The organism is Pseudomonas sp. ANT_H4 (genome assembly GCF_008369295.1).
Taxonomy (GTDB): domain Bacteria; phylum Pseudomonadota; class Gammaproteobacteria; order Pseudomonadales; family Pseudomonadaceae; genus Aquipseudomonas.
The window spans coordinates 106,464-124,338 of record NZ_VOBG01000009.1; the positions used below are offsets into that span (position 1 = coordinate 106,464).

Sequence of the window (17,875 nt, forward strand, 5' to 3'; positions counted from 1 at the left end):
TCCCCAACAAGCTCTAAAGACAAAAGCTACCATTACAGTAGCTTCTGTCAGCGACAACCTATTTTTTTGAGGACTTGCTAGGCTTCAAGTCGGGATTATTTCCTTGCGTGTCTTTATTGTCACGACGACGTTTATCAACTTCGCCGGTTGATTTAGCAATTGGCTTAGGGCCTGGTTTAAGCGCCATAATATCTCTCCTTGATGTTGATGTTGATGTTGATGTTGATTGTTGCAGAATCACCTTATTGATATTGGCGGCTACTTTCAATAGACATGAGATGCTTGATTTTAGCTATGTACTCGTCCACTGCAAAATTTCGCTGTCAAGCCGCTAGCAACCCGAGAATGAATGACCGCTTTTGGCCGTATTTTCGCTGCCTACCAACCGCTTTGATTGATGTTTCACGGGAAAATTCTCGGAAGCACCTCATCCGAGCAATAGACGTTACATCCGGCATTGGGCTGCTGGTTAGCAGCTGAGCAGCTGAGCCGCTGTTCTGTGATGAAAGCTCTAAGTCGAGCTCAACCACGGGGAAAGATTGATTTCTATCTCAAGCAGAAGGCCATGCTAAGCGACCTGCCGGCTCCAATTCTTTGCCTTTTTCCAGTGCGACTCTGAGGAACCTGCGTTCAGTTTCTGAAATGCCTCCGGCCAGCCTTCGAGCTTCTGCTTCGAACTGGGCAACGATCAATGCTTGGGGTTGGCGTTTAGAGAGCTTCATGGAAGCCAATGGCAGGTTTGTGGCGGATGGTGTGCTTGATGCTAGCAGCTGGTTCGGGAGCCTAATAGCGTTGTTTCAGATTCCGGCGCCCTGATTTCAGGGATTTTCGAGCGCTTGGCAACCATAGGCCGGGGGACGCCTATCGGAGCCGGGTAGTCCACTTCGATGGCCATGGAGACCATGGACGCCAGGGCAATTCATCCTTCAGCGGAAGATTCCCTCAGAGGTATTAGGATCAAAAATTTTTAAGCTTGAAAAATTTGGCGTTGTGGTACCAGTAGAACCATTCGTCAACCAGGGCGGCGTCAGTCATGGCGCAATCCTCGCTTCCGAGAATAGGTGGCGGAGACTTCCGGCGTTTTGCAAGGAACTTGCCAAACGCCATTGATTCTATAGACTCAAATTAACCATAATTAAATCTATAGACGCGACAGGAATTGCAGTCATGAGAATCCCACTCAAAGCTACAGCCGTTAACAAGGATCAGGCCCGCGTGGTGTTGAGCACTGCGCTCAACATCCTGATGAAGTGGGACGCCTCAACGGATCAATCCTGCAATATCCTGCGCGTGTCACGCAGCACCATTACCCGAGCACAACAAGGCAAAGGCGTTGAACTCGACAGCGATCAACTCGACCGAGCAAGCATCGTCTTGAACTGCCATGCAGCACTGCGGCTTGTATTCGATAACCCTGATAACGTCTATGGGTTCCCAAATATGGAAAACCACAACGACTTCTTCAATGGCCGTAAACCGCTTGAAATCATGGCTCAGGGCGACTTCCTTTCCCTGATGGAGACATTCAAGCGGATTGACGCTCTGCGTGGGGGTGGCTGGTGAACCTATCTGCCCTTCCAGTGTCGGCCGGTGAGGACGTGAGGGGCTACAGGCTAGTCAATTCGAAGTTCCCACCCATCGCACTGTTCGATGACGTGGCAAACGCCCAAGACTTCGAAATCCTGTTTCAGGCCCAAGCGCGAACCAATCCTCGAATCCTAAACGAGGTCGGGAGGGTAGAGCTGATCCCGCGAGCCGAGATTCCTTTCGGCATTAATGGCTGCTCCTATGCCACGGCTCCATTCACTCACATCAATCCTGACGGCTCTCGGTTTAGTGACGGTCGGTTCGGTGTTTTGTATGTGGCGAATGAAATGGACACGGCTGTAGCTGAGGTTAGCCACCACCAGTCCCACTATTGGTCTAAGGTGCCGGCGCTACGCTTCGAGCGTTTTGTGTTTCGTGGATTGAGTTGCAGCTTCACTGATGCAGGCATGCACGATGCTACGGGTATTGCGCTGAATGACCCGATCTACCACCCCGACGATTACGGATCGTCACAGTTGCTTGGCCGAGAGGCCAAAAGGGCTAAGTGTGCTGGGTTAAGGTACAACTCTGTGCGCGCACCAGGGCAAATCTGCTGGGCATTGCCTACCCCAAGCGTAGTGACCTCAATCATCCAGACGGCCCACTTCGAAATGGTCTGGAATGGGGCAATCACTAGCATCAACAAGCTCCAGAAACTGTCGGGGTAGGAATCCCCACGCGCCAATTAGGGACGATCAGCTGATCCGTGCGAGGCGGGCTATAGTTACTAGATAGTTATTTATTACAAATCACCGTCCCTTAATCAGGGGGAGGTAGCCATGAAGGCTAATAAAAAGACAGTACGCCCAGAAATCTTGGCCCTTTTAGAGCTTGGAAACGGTTTTGTCGGAACCAAAATCAGTGCCCTAACACGCTCTGAAATTTCTCACAATTTGCAAAAAGCCTTTGTCGCCTTGAGGGAACGAACCGCGACCAAAAGCACCTGAAACAAGATCTTGTGGATGGCAATCTGGCCCCGATAGTCCAGCTGGGCTGCCGCTTTAGAGATGGCCGTACTTGTACCAAGCTCTGCAAAGCATCTTATGCTGAAAGGACTTCCTTTACGTAGGCGCTTAACCCGCTGCATAACGAGTTGATATACCGGTGGTTCAGACAAATGGCGGGCCATTGCTATCGTTCCTTCTCCAGCGACGAGCAGAGCAGCGGCTGATGAAAGGCGATAACACGGCGCCGATATTCGTCATCATGGGTATCGCTTGCTAGGCATTCCTCCAAGCGTCCCAGCGAGAAAACTTCAGCCGCAGAGGGGTAGTGCCTGAGCAAACTTTTCGCATAACTGCGGATATCCTGCGGTAGCCCGCCATCACGGGAGAGCTCACGCAAGAAGTCCTCCGTTTTGACGATGGCACGAGTTCTTTCATACGGAAGGGTCAATCGTTATCTCCCAGACGAGATCTAAAAGTCGCGGATAGCTCAAACGCTTACCAGAGCCTACCACCCAGAATGCAGCCCAGCGCTTCAGACATTGTGAATTGCACGTGCCGCAGCTGGACGGAACCTCCATAAAGTCCGAGCGGGGCCCGATTGCCGGTGAGATTCGAGAGGCATCCAGAGTGTCTTTTCGTATCCCGAACGGTATTGGCATGACTGTCATTCGGCGAATGGGTCAGCGTTTTTGGCGACGCCAAGATGACCACTGCGCTGCTCGACCGCATCACCCACCACTGCGAGGTTCTATAAACCGGCAATGATTCGTTTCGCTTCAAACAGCGCAAGAAGCAGATGAAAACCGCCTAGCTAACTGGAAAGTTTTGGACGCTGTTACCTGGAAACTATTGGACGCTGATTGGCAGTTACGGGGCTACCGCACGGTTAAAAACGAGAATACTCAAGCAAGGATTGATGATGCTTTCGTAGCTTATTGTTTTCTTTGATTATTTCTTTTAAGCAAAATTTCTCGTTTTTAAAAAAATGCGACACCATGTGTACTGCGAATTATAGGAGTAAATGACGACGGTGCCGACTTAACTCACGATAACCGCGCTTATCGTGGGTCAACTGACGGTCTCAGTCGGCTGAACTATTCTGTACTTAAATCGAGGTATTACGTTTTCCATAATACGGTACGAAAAAATCCGAGGTGTTCATGGCCCGTTCCGGCGTCCTCTACCTGCATGTTGCCCAGGCGGCCACCCAACTGGTGGCTGCGGGCCACAACCCCACCATTGACAGCATCCGCGTCGCCCTGGGTGGGACGGGCAGCAAAAGCACGATTGCTCCGTTGTTAAAGCGTTGGAAAGCCGCGCATCCCGGCACGCTGGCCCAGGCCGAACTGGGATTGCCCGCGGAGCTGGTCCTGGCGCTGAAAGGACTGTACGAAAAAGTTCAGGCGGAGGCGGCCGTCCAACTCCAGCAGGCCGTAGCGGCTCACCAGGCAGAGGCCGACGCGTTGCAGGAACAGTTGCAGCAGGCATTCGTCGAGCGCGACGCGCAACTCAGCGTTCAGGAGCAGCAGGCCCAGGCACTTGCCGTAGCCACTACGCGCAGCCAGGGGCTGGCTGACACCCTGCAGCGTCAGGAGATCGCCCTGGCCAGCCTGGGCAGTGAAAAGACCGGGCTCGAACAACGTCTGGCTGACCGCGCCGCCGAGGCGGCCGCACTGACCCGGCAACTGCAACAAGCGCGGGAGCAGTTTGAGCACTACCAGGCATCGGTCGCGCAACAACGCAGCGACGAGCGCCAGGCCACTGAGCAACGCCAGCAGCGCCTGGAACACGAATTGGCAGCGCTCCGGCAGCGTCTGCTCGCGCAGCAAACCCGCCTGGGCGAACTGCAGGCGCAGGAACAACGCCTGGTGCAGGACCATGATCGTCTAGAGAGCACCCTGCTCACGACGCAAGCGACGCTCGCGCAGAGTCAGATTGCGCATGAACACGTCTTACTTCAATTCACCGACTTGCAACAGTCGCATCAGGCACTGGAGCAGCGCCATGGCCAAGGTGAGCAGCGTTTGGCTGAGACGCGGACTTACCTGGCCGTCAATGAACGGGAGCGAAGCCTGCTGGCGGAACGCTTAAGCCAAACTGAAAGCCAATTGAGCCAGTTGGCCACAGAAAAGCAGCTTCTCGTGCAAGACAACGCGGTGCTGTCAAGCCAGCTCGCAGAGTCCAGAGCGATGAAGCCGAAGACTTGTTGACCGAAAAAGGCGCCTACCTCAGGCGCCTGAAACCATCCTCCAAACCAAAGGAGCCAAACAGGAGGACAGTGGAGCAATCAACTCTTCAATACACAGCCTGGCTGGAAACCAAGGTCGTAGATGAGGAGAGTCGCCATGCGTAACGCCATTACCTACACCGTCCTTGCTACCTTCATAGCCCTTGGAACTGTTGCCACGGGATTTGCCGAACAGGCCAAAGCCCCCGCCCAAAGCAGTGCCGAGACAAATAAGGGTGAGGACATGCACATGATGGACGGCAACCATATGCCGATGATGGACATGCAGGAAATGTCCAAGATGATGAAAAACTGCAATACAATGATGGAGAACATGAACCAACACATTGGAATGGAGTCCCCGAAGGGCGATAGCAAGGCACAATAGCGATCTGGTTCACGTCGGCCGTCTCCGTCCCTCGCCGGTGTGCGCCCCGACACGGAGGCCGACCTTGCCGCTCCAGATATCGTTCTCAAAACTGCCGAGGAGCTGCTTCCCCTCATCGACGGCCTTGTAGTAATTCAAACCACCGACCAAGGCGACATCATCTGCAAGCGGGTAGCTCCAGGTAGTGCCGGTATAGTATTGGTTTCAGGCATCCTTGAGACAACTGGTGTAAAGGCTGAAGCCAAGGTTGTCGTTGGGTGTGTAATCACCGCCGACTATCCACGGAGAGCCGACTTCGCCTGCGTAGAAGGTTGCAAAATCATCCCGCATGCTGCTGGAGCTGGGTTGGCTCATCGCGTGCAGGCGTCCGCCCTGTAGCACCAAGCCCTCGACACTGGTGTTGTATGCGGTGACGCCGCGGAAGCTTTCCGGAAGCAGTCGCGAATCGCCGTACTGCACGACAGGCGTGACAGGGAAGACATCGCCTACTTTGATTTCAGTGTCCAGGAAACGGGTCTTTACGGCGCCGCCGAGCTTGGAGTAATTGTCCTCGGCCTGGCCGAGCCCGACTCGAATCGGCCTATGACTCCGTGGGCCCATTCTTCCGAGTAGCCATTTCCTGTACTGCTGGACTGGCCTTTGCGAAAATCACGGTTGAAGTAGAAATTTCGATTGAGGATGCTCAGGCTGCTGCCTTCGATGAATCCCTCGCCTTTTTCCTCGGCGGCCATTGCAGCCTGCGCAGCGCTGATGCTCAAGACGATCTGAGAAAGTCCCAACAGGGCCTTGTTGTTCATAAACGCTCTTGATGTTTTGGCAGATTTTTCATTGTGCGGTTGTGTATATGCCGAAGCGCGCCGGGCATAGCCGGGTGCGCTTCTTACATACTTCCACATGCAAAATAACGTCAGGGTGACGTGAAAATTACTTTTCCGTCAGCAACACGTCAACAATGCTCAGTGCTGGCTCCTGCAGTCCGTTCCTGATACGCGGTACTCCAGAATATGCAGGTTTCCGCTCGAATCCTCGTAGGTCATTTGCGCAGGCATCACATCGCAGTTGCCATTGGTCGACGTGACGTGAATGACCTTGGCGATGTCGAGCTTCATGCCATAGCGGTAGTGAGTGACTTCTGGCGGGTTCTTGCCTTGGGCGCTAGCGTATTCGCGCATGGATTGCTCGTTGGCCTGGATCATCTTACCGTACAGGCGATCGGAACTGCCATCGGCCCATACGGTGGATGACAGCAGAGTCGCACTCACTATCAGCAGCAGTCTTAGGTGTTTCATAACGGCGATCTCCTCTCGGGTTTTCGATCCACGATTCAACTCTACCTCCGTAGTTAAGTACGGAATCAAGGAGGGAGGAGATGAAGGTCCTGGTTTATGGCGCCGAGATAAGATGGTAGGGCTTAAGTACACTTTCGTCGGGTAACAGCAGCGCATTACTGCGCCACCGCCCCCAAAGAACCGGGCATGAGAGTCGCGCCTCATCCGGCTCAAGTCTTTCGTCAGCACCATGGTCTAGTACCGGGCAATCAATCCACGTCTATCGCAGCTCGACGTTGGGCAAAGTAAGACGACCACGCAGGATCACAGGGATTGGCCAAGTTACGTAGTGCCGTTTCTCGATCCGGCTTAGGTATGTGCGCCACGTAATCACGCTTGATCGTCTTCACGAAGCTCTCGGCCATGCCGTTGCTCTGCGGGCTGCGAACTGGGGGGTCACCGGCTGCAAGCCGATCTGTCGAGCAAACAGGCACGTCTGGTCGGCGGTGTACGCCGAGCCGTTATCGCTTAGCCATTGCACCGGCGTGGCGGGCAGTTGATCACCGAAGCGCCTCTCCACGCTTTCCAGCATCAAGTCGCGGATATCATCGCCGCTGTACCCGGTCGGGCTCGCGACCTAGCCGATGGCCTCGCGATCACAGCAGTCCAGGGCGAAGGTTACGCTCAATTTGGCTCCGTCCTCGCAGCGGAACTCAAAGCCGTCCGAGCACCAACGCGTATCGCTGGTTTGCACCGCAATACGGCCTTCGTGCCGACGCGGCACGCCGGGCTGTTTTCGTAGACAGATTCAGCAGCGGTTGCAGGTGCTCGCCGCACTGGATCACCCAGCGCGCCAGGGTTTGGCGGGGGATATCGACGCCGTGACGACCGAGGATTTTTTTGAAGCGGTGCAGCGGCAGACCATCGACGTATTTGGTGATCAACAGCATCGCCAGGACGCTAGGACTGGCCATGCTCTTTTCGATCAGTTGAGCCGGTTTGTCGGCGGTGACCGGTGCGGCTTCACAGCCGCGGCAGCCGTAGACCTTGTCCGCTGGTTCCCTTCACAACCACTGGCCAACGCAGAGCGTTTTACCCATGCAGCGAAACGATTAGCGGACAGGAAACGGTCCCGTGGCTCGCACAACAGTCGTGAACCAGTTGCACCAAAACAGACTCGATCCGTCGCAGATCCGCGAGCTTGCCACGCACATCCCCAAGCTTCTGCTCGGCGAGCACGCGCGCTTCATCACAGTGAGCGCCGTCATCGAGCCTCAACAGCCCGGCCACTTCTTCGAGGCTAAAGCCCAGCCGTTGCGCGGACTTTACGAATTTCACCCGGGCGACATCGGGGGTTGGGGAGCAATGGAACTGAAAACCAACGTAAGCCGAATTAGAGTTCGTTTTACTCGTCAGCGACTGCGAATTAACGAACTTTGATTCGTGAGAAAGGTTTATTGCACTGATTTTCGGGTGTTGGTGACCTTTCCTCGCGATAGCGGAAACGGTTTCATAAAACGGTCGTTTTTCGAAACTATCCAGACGTTGCAAGGGTTTGCGGGGCAGCGACTGAGCTTAAGTGCACTTTCTGTTCCGTTGCTCCCCCAACCCCTATTTCCAGCAGCGAGGTGATGAATTCGTTTTGCTGTTGTGCGGCGGCGACAAAAGCAGCCAAAGCCGTGATATTGAAGCGGCTAAAAAACTCGCCAGCGAGTGGAGGTCAGAATGAGCGAAAAAATTTACGACTACGACCCAGCAGCAGCCCTAGACGGCCCTGAAGCAATCGCCGTCTTCATGGCGGAGCCCTGCCATTTCCTCTCAGCGCCATAATCCAGGACCTTCATCTCCTCTCTCCTTGATTCCGTACTTAACTACGGAGGTAGAGTTGAATCGTGGATCGAAAACCCGAGAGGAGATCGCCGTTATGAAACACCTAAGACTGCTGCTGGTAGTGGGTGCGACTCTGCTGTCATCCACCGTATGGGCCGAGGGCGGGAGCGACCGAGCGATTGAGCGAATTGCTGCACGCGAGAGGGCTGAAGCGACCCTGGTGGCGGAAACCGTCAAGGAGATTAAGCAACTGGGCCCCACGGCGGCAGGCCGTAGCGAAGCGCAGCCCGCCTGTCCGCCTGCAAAGTAGAGCCTGTGCTACTCGACCAGATGCAACGTGAGCCCACTCTGCTGAGGCGCGAGGGCAAATAGCAATACCAAACTGTGCCCTTTGCAAGTGCTCCTTTGGCCATTCAGCGGCGCTCATTGAGCGCCGCTTTTTTCTAAGCGCAAGCCGACCAACAGGGGCGCCTTACGCAACGGGAAATCCTCGGTTAACGCCCGAGTTGTCCCCATGCAGCGAAACGATCAGCGGACAGGAAACAGTCCCGTGGCTCGCACAACAGTCGTGAACCAGTTGCTCCAAAACTGACTCGATCCGTCGCAGATCCGCGAGCTTGCCACGCACATCCCCAAGCTTCTGCTCGGCGAGCACACGCGCTTCATCGCAGTGAGCACCGTCATCCAGCCTCAACAGCCCGGCCACTTCATCGAGGCTAAAGCCCAGCCGTTGCGCGGATTTAACGAATTTCACCCGGGCGACATCCGCCTCACCGTAACGGCGAATGCTGCCGTAGGGCTTGTCCGGTTCGGGTAACAGCGCCTTGCGTTGATAGAACCGGATGGTTTCCACGTTGACCCCGGCCGCCTTGGCGAAAGCGCCAATGGTCAGGCTTTCCAAATTGTTTTTCATACCGCTTGATTCCGTACATGACTACGGGACTAACCTTAAACCATCGATCAAATGCTCGAAAGGAGAAATGCATGTCTGAACCATCAAACGGGCGCGCCCCTCTTGTCGCCGGGGGGCTTGCGGCGATTCTCGCCTCGGCTTGCTGTCTCGGGCCGCTGATTCTGATCGCACTGGGATTCAGCGGGGCCTGGATCGGTAACCTGACCGTGCTGGAACCGTACCGCCCGCTCTTCATCGGCGCGGCACTGGTGGCGCTGTTCTTCGCCTACCGGCGCATTTTCCGCCCCGCTCAAGCCTGCGCACCGGGCGAGGTCTGCGCCATCCCTCAGGTACGTACCTCCTACAAGCTGCTGTACTGGCTGGTGGCGGCCTTGGTGCTGGTCGCGCTCGGCTTCCCCTACATCCTTCCCTTGTTCTACTGATCAGGAGTTCACCATGAGAAAACTGCTCGCATCCTTAGCCCTCGCCAGCCTGGTCGCCACACCCGTCTGGGCGGCCACGCAGACCGTCACCCTGGCGGTGCCGGGCATGACCTGCGCCGCCTGCCCGATTACGGTGAAGACGGCGTTGACCAAGGTCGATGGCGTGACCAAGGCTGAGGTGAGTTTCGAGAACCGCGAGGCCATCGTCACCTTCGACGATACCAAGACCAATGCCCTGGCGCTGACTAAGGCGACCGAGGACGCTGGCTATCCGTCCAGCGTCAAGCAATAGGAGGGACTTCCGATGGCAAATCCTCTCAATCTGTTCACGCGGATCGGTGACAAAGCCGGCTCCGTCGGCGTGCTGATTTCTGCCATAGGCTGCGCCATGTGCTTTCCCGCCCTTGCTAGTCTGGGGGCCGCGTTCGGTCTGGGCTTTTTGAGCCAGTGGGAAGGCCTGTTCATCACCACGCTGCTGCCTCTGTTTGCTGGACTGGCTCTGCTCGTCAATGCCCTCGGCTGGCTCAATCATCGGCAGTGGCGACGGACTGCGCTCGGCCTGATCGGTCCTACCCTGGTACTGGCAGCGGTATTTTTTATGCGGGCTTATGGCTGGCGGAGCGGTTGGCTGCTCTATATCGGCCTGGCCCTCATGTTTGGGGTGTCGATATGGGATCTCGTGTCGCCCGCTCATCGCCGTTGTGGGCCGGATGCCTGTCCGACGCCGCCAAACCAGTGAACCTGACAAGAGACGATCTAATGAGTAACGAAATGACCGAACTGAAAATCATTGGTATGACCTGCGCCTCCTGTGTCGTGCATGTGAAAGAGGCCTTGGAGAAGATTCCGGGCGTGCATCGGGCGGATGTTTCCTACGCCAGCGGGAAGGCCGAACTGAAGGTCGACGAGGGCGCAAGCCGTGAGCAGATGCAGGCCGCTGTCGAGGCCCTGGGGTATCGAGCGGCGTTCGAAGACGCCATGGTACAAGCCCGTCCTGGCCTGCTCGATAAGGCACGGGGTTGGTTGAGCAGCACTGACGCCGGGAAAGAGGGCGACAAGCTCCACGTCGCGGTCATCGGCAGTGGTGGCGCCGCCATGGCGGCCGCGCTCAAGGCGGTGGAAGGCGGTGCCCGCGTCACCCTGATCGAGCGCGGCATCATCGGCGGCACCTGCGTCAACGTGGGCTGCGTGCCCTCCAAGATCATGATTCGTGCCGCGCATGTGGCCCATCTGCGCCGCGAGAGCCCGTTCGACGCCGGGCTTTCCGCCATGACGCCGACCGTCCTACGCGAACGTCTGCTCGCGCAGCAACAAGACCGTGTCGCCGAACTGCGCCACGCCAAGTACGAAAGCATCCTGGAGAGCACGCCGGCGATCAGCGTGCTGCGCGGCACCGCCCGTTTCCAGGACGGCCACACGCTCAGCGTGAAACTGGCCGAGGGTGGCGAGCACATCGTAGCCTTCGACCGCTGCCTGGTCGCCACCGGCGCAAGCGCGGCCGTTCCACCGATTCCAGGACTGAAAGACACGCCGTACTGGACCTCAGACCAGGCACTGGCGAGCGATACAATCCCTAAGCGGCTCGCCGTGATCGGCGCCTCCGTAGTGGCAGTGGAACTGGCGCAGGCCTTCGCCCGGCTGGGTAGCGAGGTCACGATCCTGGCACGCAGTGCGATGTTCTTCCACGAAGACCCGGCCATCGGCGCGGCGGTGACGGAGGCCTTCCGTATGGAGGGCATCGAAGTGCTGGAGCAAACGCAAGCCAGCCAGGTGTCCCACGCCAACGGCGAGTTCGTACTGGCCACCAACCATGGTGAGTTACGTGCCGACCAACTGCTCGTCGCCACCGGCCGCACGCCCAATACCCAGGGCCTGAACCTGGAAGCGGCCGACGTGCAGCTGGACGAGCGCGGCGGCATCCAGATCGACGAGCGCATGCGCACCAGCGCAGCGGATATCTATGCGGCCGGCGACTGCACCGACCAACCGCAGTTCGTCTACGTCGCGGCAGCGGCTGGCACCCGCGCGGCAATCAACATGACCGGCGGCGAGGCCAAGCTCAATCTCGACGTCATGCCGGCCGTGGTGTTCACCGATCCGCAAGTGGCCACCGTCGGCTACAGCGAAGCCGAAGCGCAGCACGCCGGGATCGAAACCGACAGCCGCACCTTGACCCTGGACAACGTGCCGCGCGCGTTGGCCAACTTCGACACGCGGGGTTTCATCAAGTTGGTTGCCGAAGCGGGCTCCGGCCGACTGCTGGGAGTGCAGGCTGTGGCCCCGGAAGCAGGAGAACTGATCCAGACGGCGGTACTCGCCATCCGCAACCGTATGACCGTGCAGGAATTGGCTGACCAGTTGTTCCCCTACCTGACGATGGTCGAGGGACTGAAACTCGCCGCACAGACCTTTAACAAAGACGTCAAACAATTGTCCTGCTGCGCAGGGTAATGAGAGAGGGAGGTTGAAACATGAGCAACACGGCAGACGATCTCGGTAGGTGCGACAGCCTACGCAAGACATGGCAGTTGGTCAGCTTCTGGGGCCTGCCTGCCGTCGTGGCGACGATAGCGATTGTTCTGTCTAATCGACGCCCCGCGTTGTTCCTGGCAGCAGGCGCCGCGCTGGCCGTGATGGGCGGCGCCTGCCTGGTCAACGCCACGCGTTGTCGCCGCCTTCACTGCTACATAACGGGGCCTCACTTCCTGTTGCTCGCAGTTGGTGCGCTATTGGCTTATGTGTTTGACCAAAACGGCGAGCATCTCTCCAGGTTGTGGCTGCTACTGGCTCTGGGAGCTGCACCGTTGCTCATCTGGCTACCTGAGCGCCTAGCCGGAAGGAAATATCTGAGCGCCCCAGTTTGCGGTGAAGGTCGGGAGTGTCGGCGATGAATGCCTACTCCATATCCAGATTGGCCGAGGACGCGGGCGTCAGTGTCCATATAGTCCGAGATTATATGCTGCGCGGCTTGCTGCACCCCGCGCGGCGCACGGAAAGCGGTTACGGCATTTTCGATGAGCGGTCCCTGGCGCGGCTGTGCTTCGTACGTGCCGCCTTTGAGTCCGGTATCGGGCTCGACGAATTGGCGCGGCTCTGTCGAGCGCTCGATGCAGACGATAGTACCGATGTGATCGGGTGTATCGACCGCTTGCTTGGGCAAATCGCGACCCGGCTGGCAGCTTTAGACGCAGTGAAAACGGAGTTGGCCGGGCTGACTCATCGTGCCATCGAAGGTCACACCCATGCGTAATACCAACCAATCCGAATCAATCAAGATGCCCCGCTGGCACGCCTACACGTGGGGTGTGCTCGCCGCGCTCACTTGCCCCTGCCATCTGCCGGTGCTGGCATTACTGCTCTCGGGGACTGCGGCCGGGGCCTTCGTCAGCGAGCATTGGAGCCTCGCGACGCTCGTGCTGACGGTTCTCTTCGTCCTCTTCCTGAGAGCGGCTCTACGGGCCTTTCGGAAGCGGGCGTGACCCGCTCGGAGCACGGCGCGGTCTCCGCTGCCGAGTTGCGGCAGGCTTGGGAGCGTTGGGAATTGTTGCTGCACTGCCAGCCGCAGGTCGATCTGCGCGCAGGTTCGATCGCAGGTGTGGAAGAGTTACTAGGTTTTCTTGGACGATGGAGAAACCCCATCATGAACGCAAACGACACCCCCACTATCAGTTGCTGCGAATGTTGCAAGGAAATTTCCCTTGACGCCGCACTGACGCCGGAAGGTACCGAGTACGTCGTGCACTTCTGTGGCCTTGAATGCTATCAGCGCTTCATATCGCGCGCGGATAAGAGAGCGGCATCCGAGCCTGATCACCCCTGCACACCAGAGGTCAGTACCCGTCACGACGACTAATCTTTGCCTCTGGAAAGTGGCTCTGGTTTTTTTTAGAAAGCGTGAGTCCATTGAGATTTAATGCAAGTCCGCTCGTGGCTAATGTAAGCCCGAAGGCTTCGTCAGTAGTTTTATCTAGGCCGATGCCCGGGAGGATGGCAGCGTGCCTACAGGGCGTCAAAACCGGCTACCCAGAGTCAAATTCACCCCACAGTACAGCGATGCTATAGAGTTACTCGTCAGTCCTGCAGCATCAGTTTTACTCTGCACCTCCATTGTATTCAGTCTGCCGGCAGCCCATTTGCACGAATAGTCTAGTCCTGATAGTCAGGAGCAAGCGCTGCCAAAGGAGCAACGTGTTTAGAACCCGCCTGCAAGCATGAACATAAAGCAGAAATATCCTCTTGAAGGGCCATCGCCTGCGCCCAAATACTGTCGACATCACTGGTAGCCACAGTGAGGGGGAAACCTTCCAGTACCGTCATGGCCATGCCATGCAGGCGTAGGAAGTCTTCTCGAATGCTGCCGACCCCTCCGATTTCAGCAAGGCAGGCATCCAGCCGGTCGACCAAGTTGAGCAACTGAGCGGTGTCGTAGCTTGCACGCAGAGAGTCGAGTACCTTGGTATCGACGTCCCCATAAGGTGTCACGCGGAACGAAGCTGGCGGGATATGCATCAGTTCGTCACCTCAACGTTGCTGTCAGACATCTGTTTCGCACGCATTGATCCCGCAGCCTGCTGGAAAATGGAATCCTTGATCCAGGGTTCCGGTGGGCGTTTGAGTTTCAGGTTGAACTCCCCAAAACGTTTGACATTGCTGGTTAGGTAGGGGCTGAGAAACGATACGTCGTCGTCAGTGAACTGCCAGCCATCACGGGCGAGCTTCTGCAGGATGCGCATCATGTCCACGGTGTTCTGCAGGATCACCGACGAGGCCACCATGTCGTTGTAGCGCAGGCGTTTCTGTTGCTCGTCCGGATCGTTTTCGGCGATCACGTCACCGCCAAAGGACAGCCACTTAGAGAAGCCGTTGTAGGACTCGATCTTATTGGTGTTGGCGGTGACTTCCTGGCGCAACTCGCGGCTGCCGATCCAGTTGAGTAGGAAGATCGTCCGGATCACGCTGCCCAGCGCTTGCGCGGCATGATAGAGCTTGTTGCGCCGACTGTAGGAGCCAAGTTTGCGCAGCAGCATAGGTGAGGAAATCTTGCCGGCCTGGATTGACAACGCGACCTGCATCAGATCCTGCCAGTGGGTTTCGATCAGGTGCCAGTCGGCGGTGTCGGTGAACAGACGGTTGATGTGTTTATACGAAACGCCGCGATCTGGCCGGCACATCACCAGGTCGCGCCAGTTGCGGATACGCGGCATCAGATTGATGCCCAGCAGATGAGTGAAGGCGAACACCGTGGCCGACTGGCCCTGGGTGTCAGAGTACACCGTATCGGGTTCGACGCTGAGGTCGACCTTGAGCAACCCCTCAATCACATAGATTGCCTCCCAGATACCAGGCGGGATGAAGTGCTGGAACACCGCGATGTAGTTATTGGCCACGTGTCGGTACGCCACGGCCCCCATCTTGCGATAGCGGAAGTGGTAGCCGGCCAGCAGATTGTCGTCATAGAAGTCGAACTGCGTACCGTCCGCGGCCACCGCCTTGCCATCGCCCCAGAGCTTGGGCAGGTCAAGTTGCAGATAGAGTTCCACCAGCTCGCGGTTAGCCTTGTCTAACTTCTCAAGCGAGAGATGGCGGCGATTCGTATAGGACAGCATGTGCGGCGTGACATTACCGGCCAGATGCCGTGCGGCCTGGTTGGGGCCAAGGTTGCAGCCCATGGCGAAGATCGTCATCAGGTAGCGCTCGGCCGGTTCTTTGAGCTTTGGCTCGTTGCCGGACATCGGCCCGAAATGCCGAGTGAACTGAATCCAATGCTCAATGTTGGCCATGATGTCGAGCACGTGCCTGGCCGGCATGCGCTGCATAAGCGCCGTCTGTAGCGAGATGGCCGAAGGCGGGATGTCCCGCGCTATCACTCGGCGTAGCACCGGTTCGCCGGCTTCATTGATCGATACGTCACCTCGGCAAGAAGGGAATTTTTCATCCAGATGCTGCGCGGTTTCCTCCAGCTGAATCTTGAGGGAGGCGACAAACTCCTTCGCCGTGCCAGGCAGCCCCACCTTTTCGCAGTAGGCCGGTAGACGATGGAAACATTCTTCCCAGGGCAGCAACTGCTTACGGTAGTCGGCGAAAGATTCCGACCCCAGCACGCACATATCACCCGAGCGCAGCTCACTGGCCAGGTAAGAGAACACGCAGACTTCCAGATAGCGCCGGTTGGTAGGTGGCCCTTCACTGGCAGGACGACGCACGACCTTAACCCAGCGCTCCGACGCAAACGACAAGTCGACATGCTCGTCGATCCACTCGCGGTGTAGATTTTCGCTGTCCTGGATGAGCTGAAGCGCCTGGATAAGTGAGCGATCCTGAGTCGTGGGTTCCAGTTGAAGAAGGTGGCTCAGACGGAACAACAGCGAGCGATGGGACTTGAAGTGCTTCCAGATCAGCGGCAGGTAGTTGTTACCGCCCGTAGCCTGGACTTCGGCGCAAGTCTCGCGCAACCGATCCAGGTTGCCATCGGGAGAGAGGAATTCCCGGATCAGACTGCCAGCCTCCTGGTCATCCGGTTCCTGAACAAGAATCTGCACCACGCCATCCAGGGTGGCCGCCAGTTGCTCCAGCTTCTGGCGTTGCCGCGCCTGGATTTGCTCCAACTCCTCCTTGGCGCGTTTGTGGATCGTCGAAATCCGTCGGATGAACATCTCGGCCAGGTGATCCCGAGTTCGCACCCGCATCCGATAGATCAAGGCCAGCATCAGTGTGTAGCGTTTCGGCAGCGAGCAGTCCTTCAGCTCGGCGACGTCCGACGCGGCGGCTTGGGTGGCGAAGTGGCGGATCTTAGCATCGACGACCCCCTCAAGAATGGCATCCAGATCTCCGAAGCTCTCTAACCACGCCAGGTGGTCGATCAACACCTCCAGGTGCTTGCGGGAAGGCTTCTTGGGTGCCTGCTTGAGTGCGTTGAAGTCACTCTGCCGACGCCCGAAATCCGTGTCGAGCAGCTCCTTTAGCTTGTAGATCACCTCGATTGGCGCTCGGAGCACGATCAGGTTGAAGGTAACTTCCTGAGCACTCGCCAAAGCGGTTTCTGCGATGTTGTTGAGCGTCGAATAAGCCGGAAGCTCATAGCCACGCTGAATCAGCTCATCAAGCATGGCATTAATGAGATCGACTCGCTGCTCAAGCACTACAGCGCAGTCACGTGCGATTTCCTCAGTGATCGCTAGCCCGTCGCTGCTATAGAAGGGTGTAACCTGCAGGTACTGCCGAACCGCCGCTTGGTGTCGGTAAAGGGTGCGGGGGTTGCTGTAGCGCGGAGCTATTCGTGCGCCGTAGCGAAGGCATTGTCGGACATGACTGATGAGCTCCTGAGGAAGCTCCTCGAACGGAACAAAATAGTGTAGCTGCTGAAACACCTTTAGTTGGATTGCCAGCCCAATCGATAGCGCTGGACTCTTAGCGGTGTTATTGACCCATTCGATCTCTGAATCAGACAGGGAATAGCATCGATGCAGCTCCTTAGCTGGCAACTGACTGGGCAAGAGCGGGTAGGCTGTCCTTTCCACCGAAGCCATTGAGTTCATCCCCCAAGTAAGGCAAAACATCAGCATAGACGGCTAGTCAGGCGGGGGATGACCAGCAATCAAGAACTCAATAAATTTCCTTTTAGTTCAATATCTTGCAGAACGAATGTCCTAATTTTTGCCTTATCTCGGCATAACCCCAACAGGACACGGGCTTTGCTGGTCATTGTGAAGTCTCAGCTCATATACGGTTTATCGAATATATGGTTTTACGCATGATAGGTAAAGCCCATGCGCCGGAAAAATTCGAAAAGGACCAGCTCCGCCGAATAAAATCCCATAAAGCCCCTATTTACAGGACGCATTGAATACTCACTCAGCAGAGTGACTAATAAATATTTGGAAACGTGTATATGCGAATACTGTAATAAGTTTGTCATCCATTCGAGGATAGCCTCTGCTCCGATCCAACCAATCAGGAGCCAGGAAGATGAAAAAACTGACGATCACCGCCGCCTTGCTGACCAGCCTGTTTGCGAGCATTAGCTTCGCGAGTCAGTACGACAAGCCCGGATTTTTTACTAAAATAGAAGACGGTCGCCTTTGGGTCTTTCGTGAAGGGTCTGAGCAACTGAAAGACTTCCAAGCACACGGCGAACCGGCCAAGCAATACACGGAAATCGGCACTGGTCCGGAAGGGATGACCGTTAAGTCAGGCGATGAGAAGGCGCTCAAGGACTATCTGAGCACGCTTAAAAAATAAGTTGGTTAGGCCTGCCCCCGTCCTGTCGTAGGGGCGGGCGCCGGTAAAAGTACAT

Annotated in this window: 21 protein-coding genes and 6 pseudogenes; 17 read left to right on the forward strand and 10 right to left on the reverse strand. The window is 56.7% G+C overall.

What is annotated here, in order from left to right; genetic code table 11:
- Positions 1-58: 58 nt before the first annotated feature.
- Complete coding sequence (locus FQ182_RS14030; protein ID WP_149415291.1) at positions 59-268, reverse strand: hypothetical protein; 210 nt, start codon at positions 266-268, stop codon at positions 59-61.
- Positions 269-1,167: 899 nt separating this feature from the next.
- Between FQ182_RS14030 and FQ182_RS14035 the strand changes: the two genes are divergently transcribed.
- The 3 genes from FQ182_RS14035 to FQ182_RS29785 all read left to right on the forward strand — a co-directional run bounded on the left by FQ182_RS14035 (position 1,168) and on the right by FQ182_RS29785 (position 2,534).
- Positions 1,168-1,563 (forward strand): antitoxin Xre-like helix-turn-helix domain-containing protein, encoded by a 396-nt coding sequence (locus FQ182_RS14035; RefSeq protein WP_149415290.1) that lies wholly within the window; start codon positions 1,168-1,170, stop codon positions 1,561-1,563.
- Positions 1,557-2,255 (forward strand): RES family NAD+ phosphorylase, encoded by a 699-nt coding sequence (locus tag FQ182_RS14040; protein WP_149415292.1) that lies wholly within the window; start codon positions 1,557-1,559, stop codon positions 2,253-2,255. Before FQ182_RS14035 ends, FQ182_RS14040 begins: the two co-directional genes overlap by 7 nt.
- Before the next feature lie 111 nt (positions 2,256-2,366).
- Positions 2,367-2,534 carry a hypothetical protein gene (locus FQ182_RS29785; protein ID WP_178114454.1) on the forward strand — a complete coding sequence of 56 codons (168 nt, stop codon included), beginning with the start codon at positions 2,367-2,369 and terminating at the stop codon, positions 2,532-2,534.
- 184 nt (positions 2,535-2,718) lie between these two features.
- Here FQ182_RS29785 and FQ182_RS14050 read toward each other — a convergent pair whose 3' ends face one another.
- Complete coding sequence (locus FQ182_RS14050; protein ID WP_149415288.1) at positions 2,719-2,982, reverse strand: BPSL0761 family protein; 264 nt, start codon at positions 2,980-2,982, stop codon at positions 2,719-2,721.
- 213 nt (positions 2,983-3,195) lie between these two features.
- Here FQ182_RS14050 and FQ182_RS14055 point away from each other — a divergent pair.
- The 3 genes and pseudogenes from FQ182_RS14055 to FQ182_RS14065 all read left to right on the forward strand — a co-directional run.
- A pseudogene (locus FQ182_RS14055) lies at positions 3,196-3,288 on the forward strand (ATP-binding protein); the annotation flags it as partial.
- A 406-nt stretch (positions 3,289-3,694) separates the two neighbouring features.
- A complete protein-coding gene (locus tag FQ182_RS14060) occupies positions 3,695-4,744 on the forward strand; it encodes a DNA-binding protein (RefSeq protein WP_011154388.1) in 1,050 nt (349 codons plus the stop codon).
- Between the two features lie 135 nt (positions 4,745-4,879).
- On the forward strand, positions 4,880-5,149 hold the full coding sequence (locus FQ182_RS14065) for a hypothetical protein (RefSeq protein WP_033979952.1): 270 nt from the start codon (positions 4,880-4,882) through the stop codon (positions 5,147-5,149).
- A gap of 36 nt (positions 5,150-5,185) precedes the next feature.
- Here FQ182_RS14065 and FQ182_RS14070 read toward each other — a convergent pair.
- The 5 genes and pseudogenes from FQ182_RS14070 to FQ182_RS14090 form a co-directional block, all read right to left on the reverse strand.
- Positions 5,186-5,946 (reverse strand): annotated as a pseudogene (locus tag FQ182_RS14070) (OprD family outer membrane porin); the annotation flags it as partial.
- 159 nt (positions 5,947-6,105) lie between these two features.
- Positions 6,106-6,438, reverse strand: coding sequence for a DUF2790 domain-containing protein (locus tag FQ182_RS14075; RefSeq protein ID WP_033979951.1), 333 nt, complete (start codon positions 6,436-6,438; stop codon positions 6,106-6,108).
- 314 nt (positions 6,439-6,752) lie between these two features.
- Positions 6,753-7,207, reverse strand: a pseudogene (locus tag FQ182_RS30275) (DDE-type integrase/transposase/recombinase); the annotation flags it as partial.
- Between the two features lie 13 nt (positions 7,208-7,220).
- A pseudogene (locus FQ182_RS14085) lies at positions 7,221-7,466 on the reverse strand (transposase); the annotation flags it as partial.
- Positions 7,467-7,509: 43 nt separating this feature from the next.
- Positions 7,510-7,767 (reverse strand): annotated as a pseudogene (locus FQ182_RS14090) (MerR family DNA-binding protein); the annotation flags it as partial.
- A 262-nt stretch (positions 7,768-8,029) separates the two neighbouring features.
- Between FQ182_RS14090 and FQ182_RS30280 the strand changes: the two are divergent.
- Together FQ182_RS30280 and FQ182_RS29790 are read left to right on the forward strand one after the other, a co-directional pair.
- Positions 8,030-8,146, forward strand: a pseudogene (locus FQ182_RS30280) (type II toxin-antitoxin system RelE/ParE family toxin); the annotation flags it as partial.
- Between the two features lie 195 nt (positions 8,147-8,341).
- Positions 8,342-8,557, forward strand: a complete 216-nt coding sequence (locus FQ182_RS29790) for a co-regulatory protein PtrA N-terminal domain-containing protein (protein ID WP_017849619.1) — start codon at positions 8,342-8,344, stop codon at positions 8,555-8,557.
- Positions 8,558-8,719: 162 nt separating this feature from the next.
- Here the strand turns inward: FQ182_RS29790 and merR are convergent, their stop codons facing one another.
- Positions 8,720-9,160: an Hg(II)-responsive transcriptional regulator gene (gene merR, locus FQ182_RS14105; protein WP_003131870.1), complete on the reverse strand. Its 441-nt coding sequence runs from the start codon at positions 9,158-9,160 to the stop codon at positions 8,720-8,722.
- Positions 9,161-9,231: 71 nt separating this feature from the next.
- On the opposite strand from merR, the gene merT reads away from it, so the two are divergent.
- From merT to FQ182_RS14145, 8 genes are all read left to right on the forward strand, one after another.
- The gene (merT, locus tag FQ182_RS14110) at positions 9,232-9,582 is read left to right on the forward strand and encodes a mercuric ion transporter MerT (protein ID WP_017849617.1); all 351 of its coding nucleotides are present in this window, start codon (positions 9,232-9,234) and stop codon (positions 9,580-9,582) included.
- 13 nt (positions 9,583-9,595) lie between these two features.
- A complete protein-coding gene (gene merP, locus FQ182_RS14115; RefSeq protein WP_003131880.1) occupies positions 9,596-9,874 on the forward strand; it encodes a mercury resistance system periplasmic binding protein MerP in 279 nt (92 codons plus the stop codon).
- 12 nt (positions 9,875-9,886) lie between these two features.
- Positions 9,887-10,321 (forward strand): organomercurial transporter MerC, encoded by a 435-nt coding sequence (merC, locus tag FQ182_RS14120; protein WP_003131881.1) that lies wholly within the window; start codon positions 9,887-9,889, stop codon positions 10,319-10,321.
- Between the two features lie 32 nt (positions 10,322-10,353).
- Positions 10,354-12,033: a mercury(II) reductase gene (merA, locus tag FQ182_RS14125; RefSeq protein WP_031633059.1), complete on the forward strand. Its 1,680-nt coding sequence runs from the start codon at positions 10,354-10,356 to the stop codon at positions 12,031-12,033.
- 20 nt (positions 12,034-12,053) lie between these two features.
- Positions 12,054-12,473, forward strand: a complete 420-nt coding sequence (locus FQ182_RS14130) for a hypothetical protein (protein WP_017849615.1) — start codon at positions 12,054-12,056, stop codon at positions 12,471-12,473.
- Positions 12,470-12,832 carry a mercuric resistance transcriptional repressor MerD gene (merD, locus tag FQ182_RS14135; protein ID WP_017849614.1) on the forward strand — a complete coding sequence of 121 codons (363 nt, stop codon included), beginning with the start codon at positions 12,470-12,472 and terminating at the stop codon, positions 12,830-12,832. The genes FQ182_RS14130 and merD overlap by 4 nt, the downstream gene beginning before the upstream one ends.
- Positions 12,825-13,061, forward strand: a complete 237-nt coding sequence (merE, locus tag FQ182_RS14140) for a broad-spectrum mercury transporter MerE (protein WP_017849613.1) — start codon at positions 12,825-12,827, stop codon at positions 13,059-13,061. The genes merD and merE overlap by 8 nt, the downstream gene beginning before the upstream one ends.
- 161 nt (positions 13,062-13,222) lie before the next feature.
- On the forward strand, positions 13,223-13,435 hold the full coding sequence (locus FQ182_RS14145; protein WP_032805095.1) for a DUF3330 domain-containing protein: 213 nt from the start codon (positions 13,223-13,225) through the stop codon (positions 13,433-13,435).
- A 293-nt stretch (positions 13,436-13,728) separates the two neighbouring features.
- On the opposite strand, the gene tnpC is transcribed toward FQ182_RS14145, so the two are convergent.
- Together tnpC and FQ182_RS14155 are read right to left on the reverse strand one after the other, a co-directional pair.
- Positions 13,729-14,091, reverse strand: coding sequence for a Tn3 family transposase post-transcriptional regulator TnpC (tnpC, locus tag FQ182_RS14150; RefSeq protein ID WP_017849612.1), 363 nt, complete (start codon positions 14,089-14,091; stop codon positions 13,729-13,731).
- Positions 14,091-17,108, reverse strand: coding sequence for a Tn3 family transposase (locus tag FQ182_RS14155; RefSeq protein ID WP_026140367.1), 3,018 nt, complete (start codon positions 17,106-17,108; stop codon positions 14,091-14,093). Before FQ182_RS14155 ends, tnpC begins: the two co-directional genes overlap by 1 nt.
- 439 nt (positions 17,109-17,547) lie before the next feature.
- Between FQ182_RS14155 and FQ182_RS14160 the strand changes: the two genes are divergently transcribed.
- Positions 17,548-17,820, forward strand: coding sequence for a hypothetical protein (locus tag FQ182_RS14160; protein WP_149415281.1), 273 nt, complete (start codon positions 17,548-17,550; stop codon positions 17,818-17,820).
- The last annotated feature ends 55 nt before the right edge of the window (positions 17,821-17,875 follow it).

Excerpts from the sequence above, each read along its gene's own strand:
- tnpC (WP_017849612.1), bottom strand. The coding sequence starts at position 14,091 with ATGCATATCCCGCCAGCTTCGTTCCGCGTGACACCTTATGGGGACGTC.
- FQ182_RS14065 (WP_033979952.1), top strand. The coding sequence starts at position 4,880 with ATGCGTAACGCCATTACCTACACCGTCCTTGCTACCTTCATAGCCCTT.
- merR (WP_003131870.1), bottom strand. The coding sequence starts at position 9,160 with ATGAAAAACAATTTGGAAAGCCTGACCATTGGCGCTTTCGCCAAGGCG.
- FQ182_RS14060 (WP_011154388.1), top strand. The coding sequence starts at position 3,695 with ATGGCCCGTTCCGGCGTCCTCTACCTGCATGTTGCCCAGGCGGCCACC.
- FQ182_RS29785 (WP_178114454.1), top strand. The coding sequence starts at position 2,367 with ATGAAGGCTAATAAAAAGACAGTACGCCCAGAAATCTTGGCCCTTTTA.
- merC (WP_003131881.1), top strand. The coding sequence starts at position 9,887 with ATGGCAAATCCTCTCAATCTGTTCACGCGGATCGGTGACAAAGCCGGC.
- merA (WP_031633059.1), top strand. The coding sequence starts at position 10,354 with ATGACCGAACTGAAAATCATTGGTATGACCTGCGCCTCCTGTGTCGTG.
- FQ182_RS14130 (WP_017849615.1), top strand. The coding sequence starts at position 12,054 with ATGAGCAACACGGCAGACGATCTCGGTAGGTGCGACAGCCTACGCAAG.
- FQ182_RS14160 (WP_149415281.1), top strand. The coding sequence starts at position 17,548 with ATGAAAAAACTGACGATCACCGCCGCCTTGCTGACCAGCCTGTTTGCG.
- FQ182_RS14145 (WP_032805095.1), top strand. The coding sequence starts at position 13,223 with ATGAACGCAAACGACACCCCCACTATCAGTTGCTGCGAATGTTGCAAG.
- merT (WP_017849617.1), top strand. The coding sequence starts at position 9,232 with ATGTCTGAACCATCAAACGGGCGCGCCCCTCTTGTCGCCGGGGGGCTT.
- FQ182_RS14155 (WP_026140367.1), bottom strand. The coding sequence starts at position 17,108 with ATGGCTTCGGTGGAAAGGACAGCCTACCCGCTCTTGCCCAGTCAGTTG.
- merD (WP_017849614.1), top strand. The coding sequence starts at position 12,470 with ATGAATGCCTACTCCATATCCAGATTGGCCGAGGACGCGGGCGTCAGT.
- FQ182_RS29790 (WP_017849619.1), top strand. The coding sequence starts at position 8,342 with ATGAAACACCTAAGACTGCTGCTGGTAGTGGGTGCGACTCTGCTGTCA.
- FQ182_RS14075 (WP_033979951.1), bottom strand. The coding sequence starts at position 6,438 with ATGAAACACCTAAGACTGCTGCTGATAGTGAGTGCGACTCTGCTGTCA.
- merP (WP_003131880.1), top strand. The coding sequence starts at position 9,596 with ATGAGAAAACTGCTCGCATCCTTAGCCCTCGCCAGCCTGGTCGCCACA.
- FQ182_RS14035 (WP_149415290.1), top strand. The coding sequence starts at position 1,168 with ATGAGAATCCCACTCAAAGCTACAGCCGTTAACAAGGATCAGGCCCGC.
- merE (WP_017849613.1), top strand. The coding sequence starts at position 12,825 with ATGCGTAATACCAACCAATCCGAATCAATCAAGATGCCCCGCTGGCAC.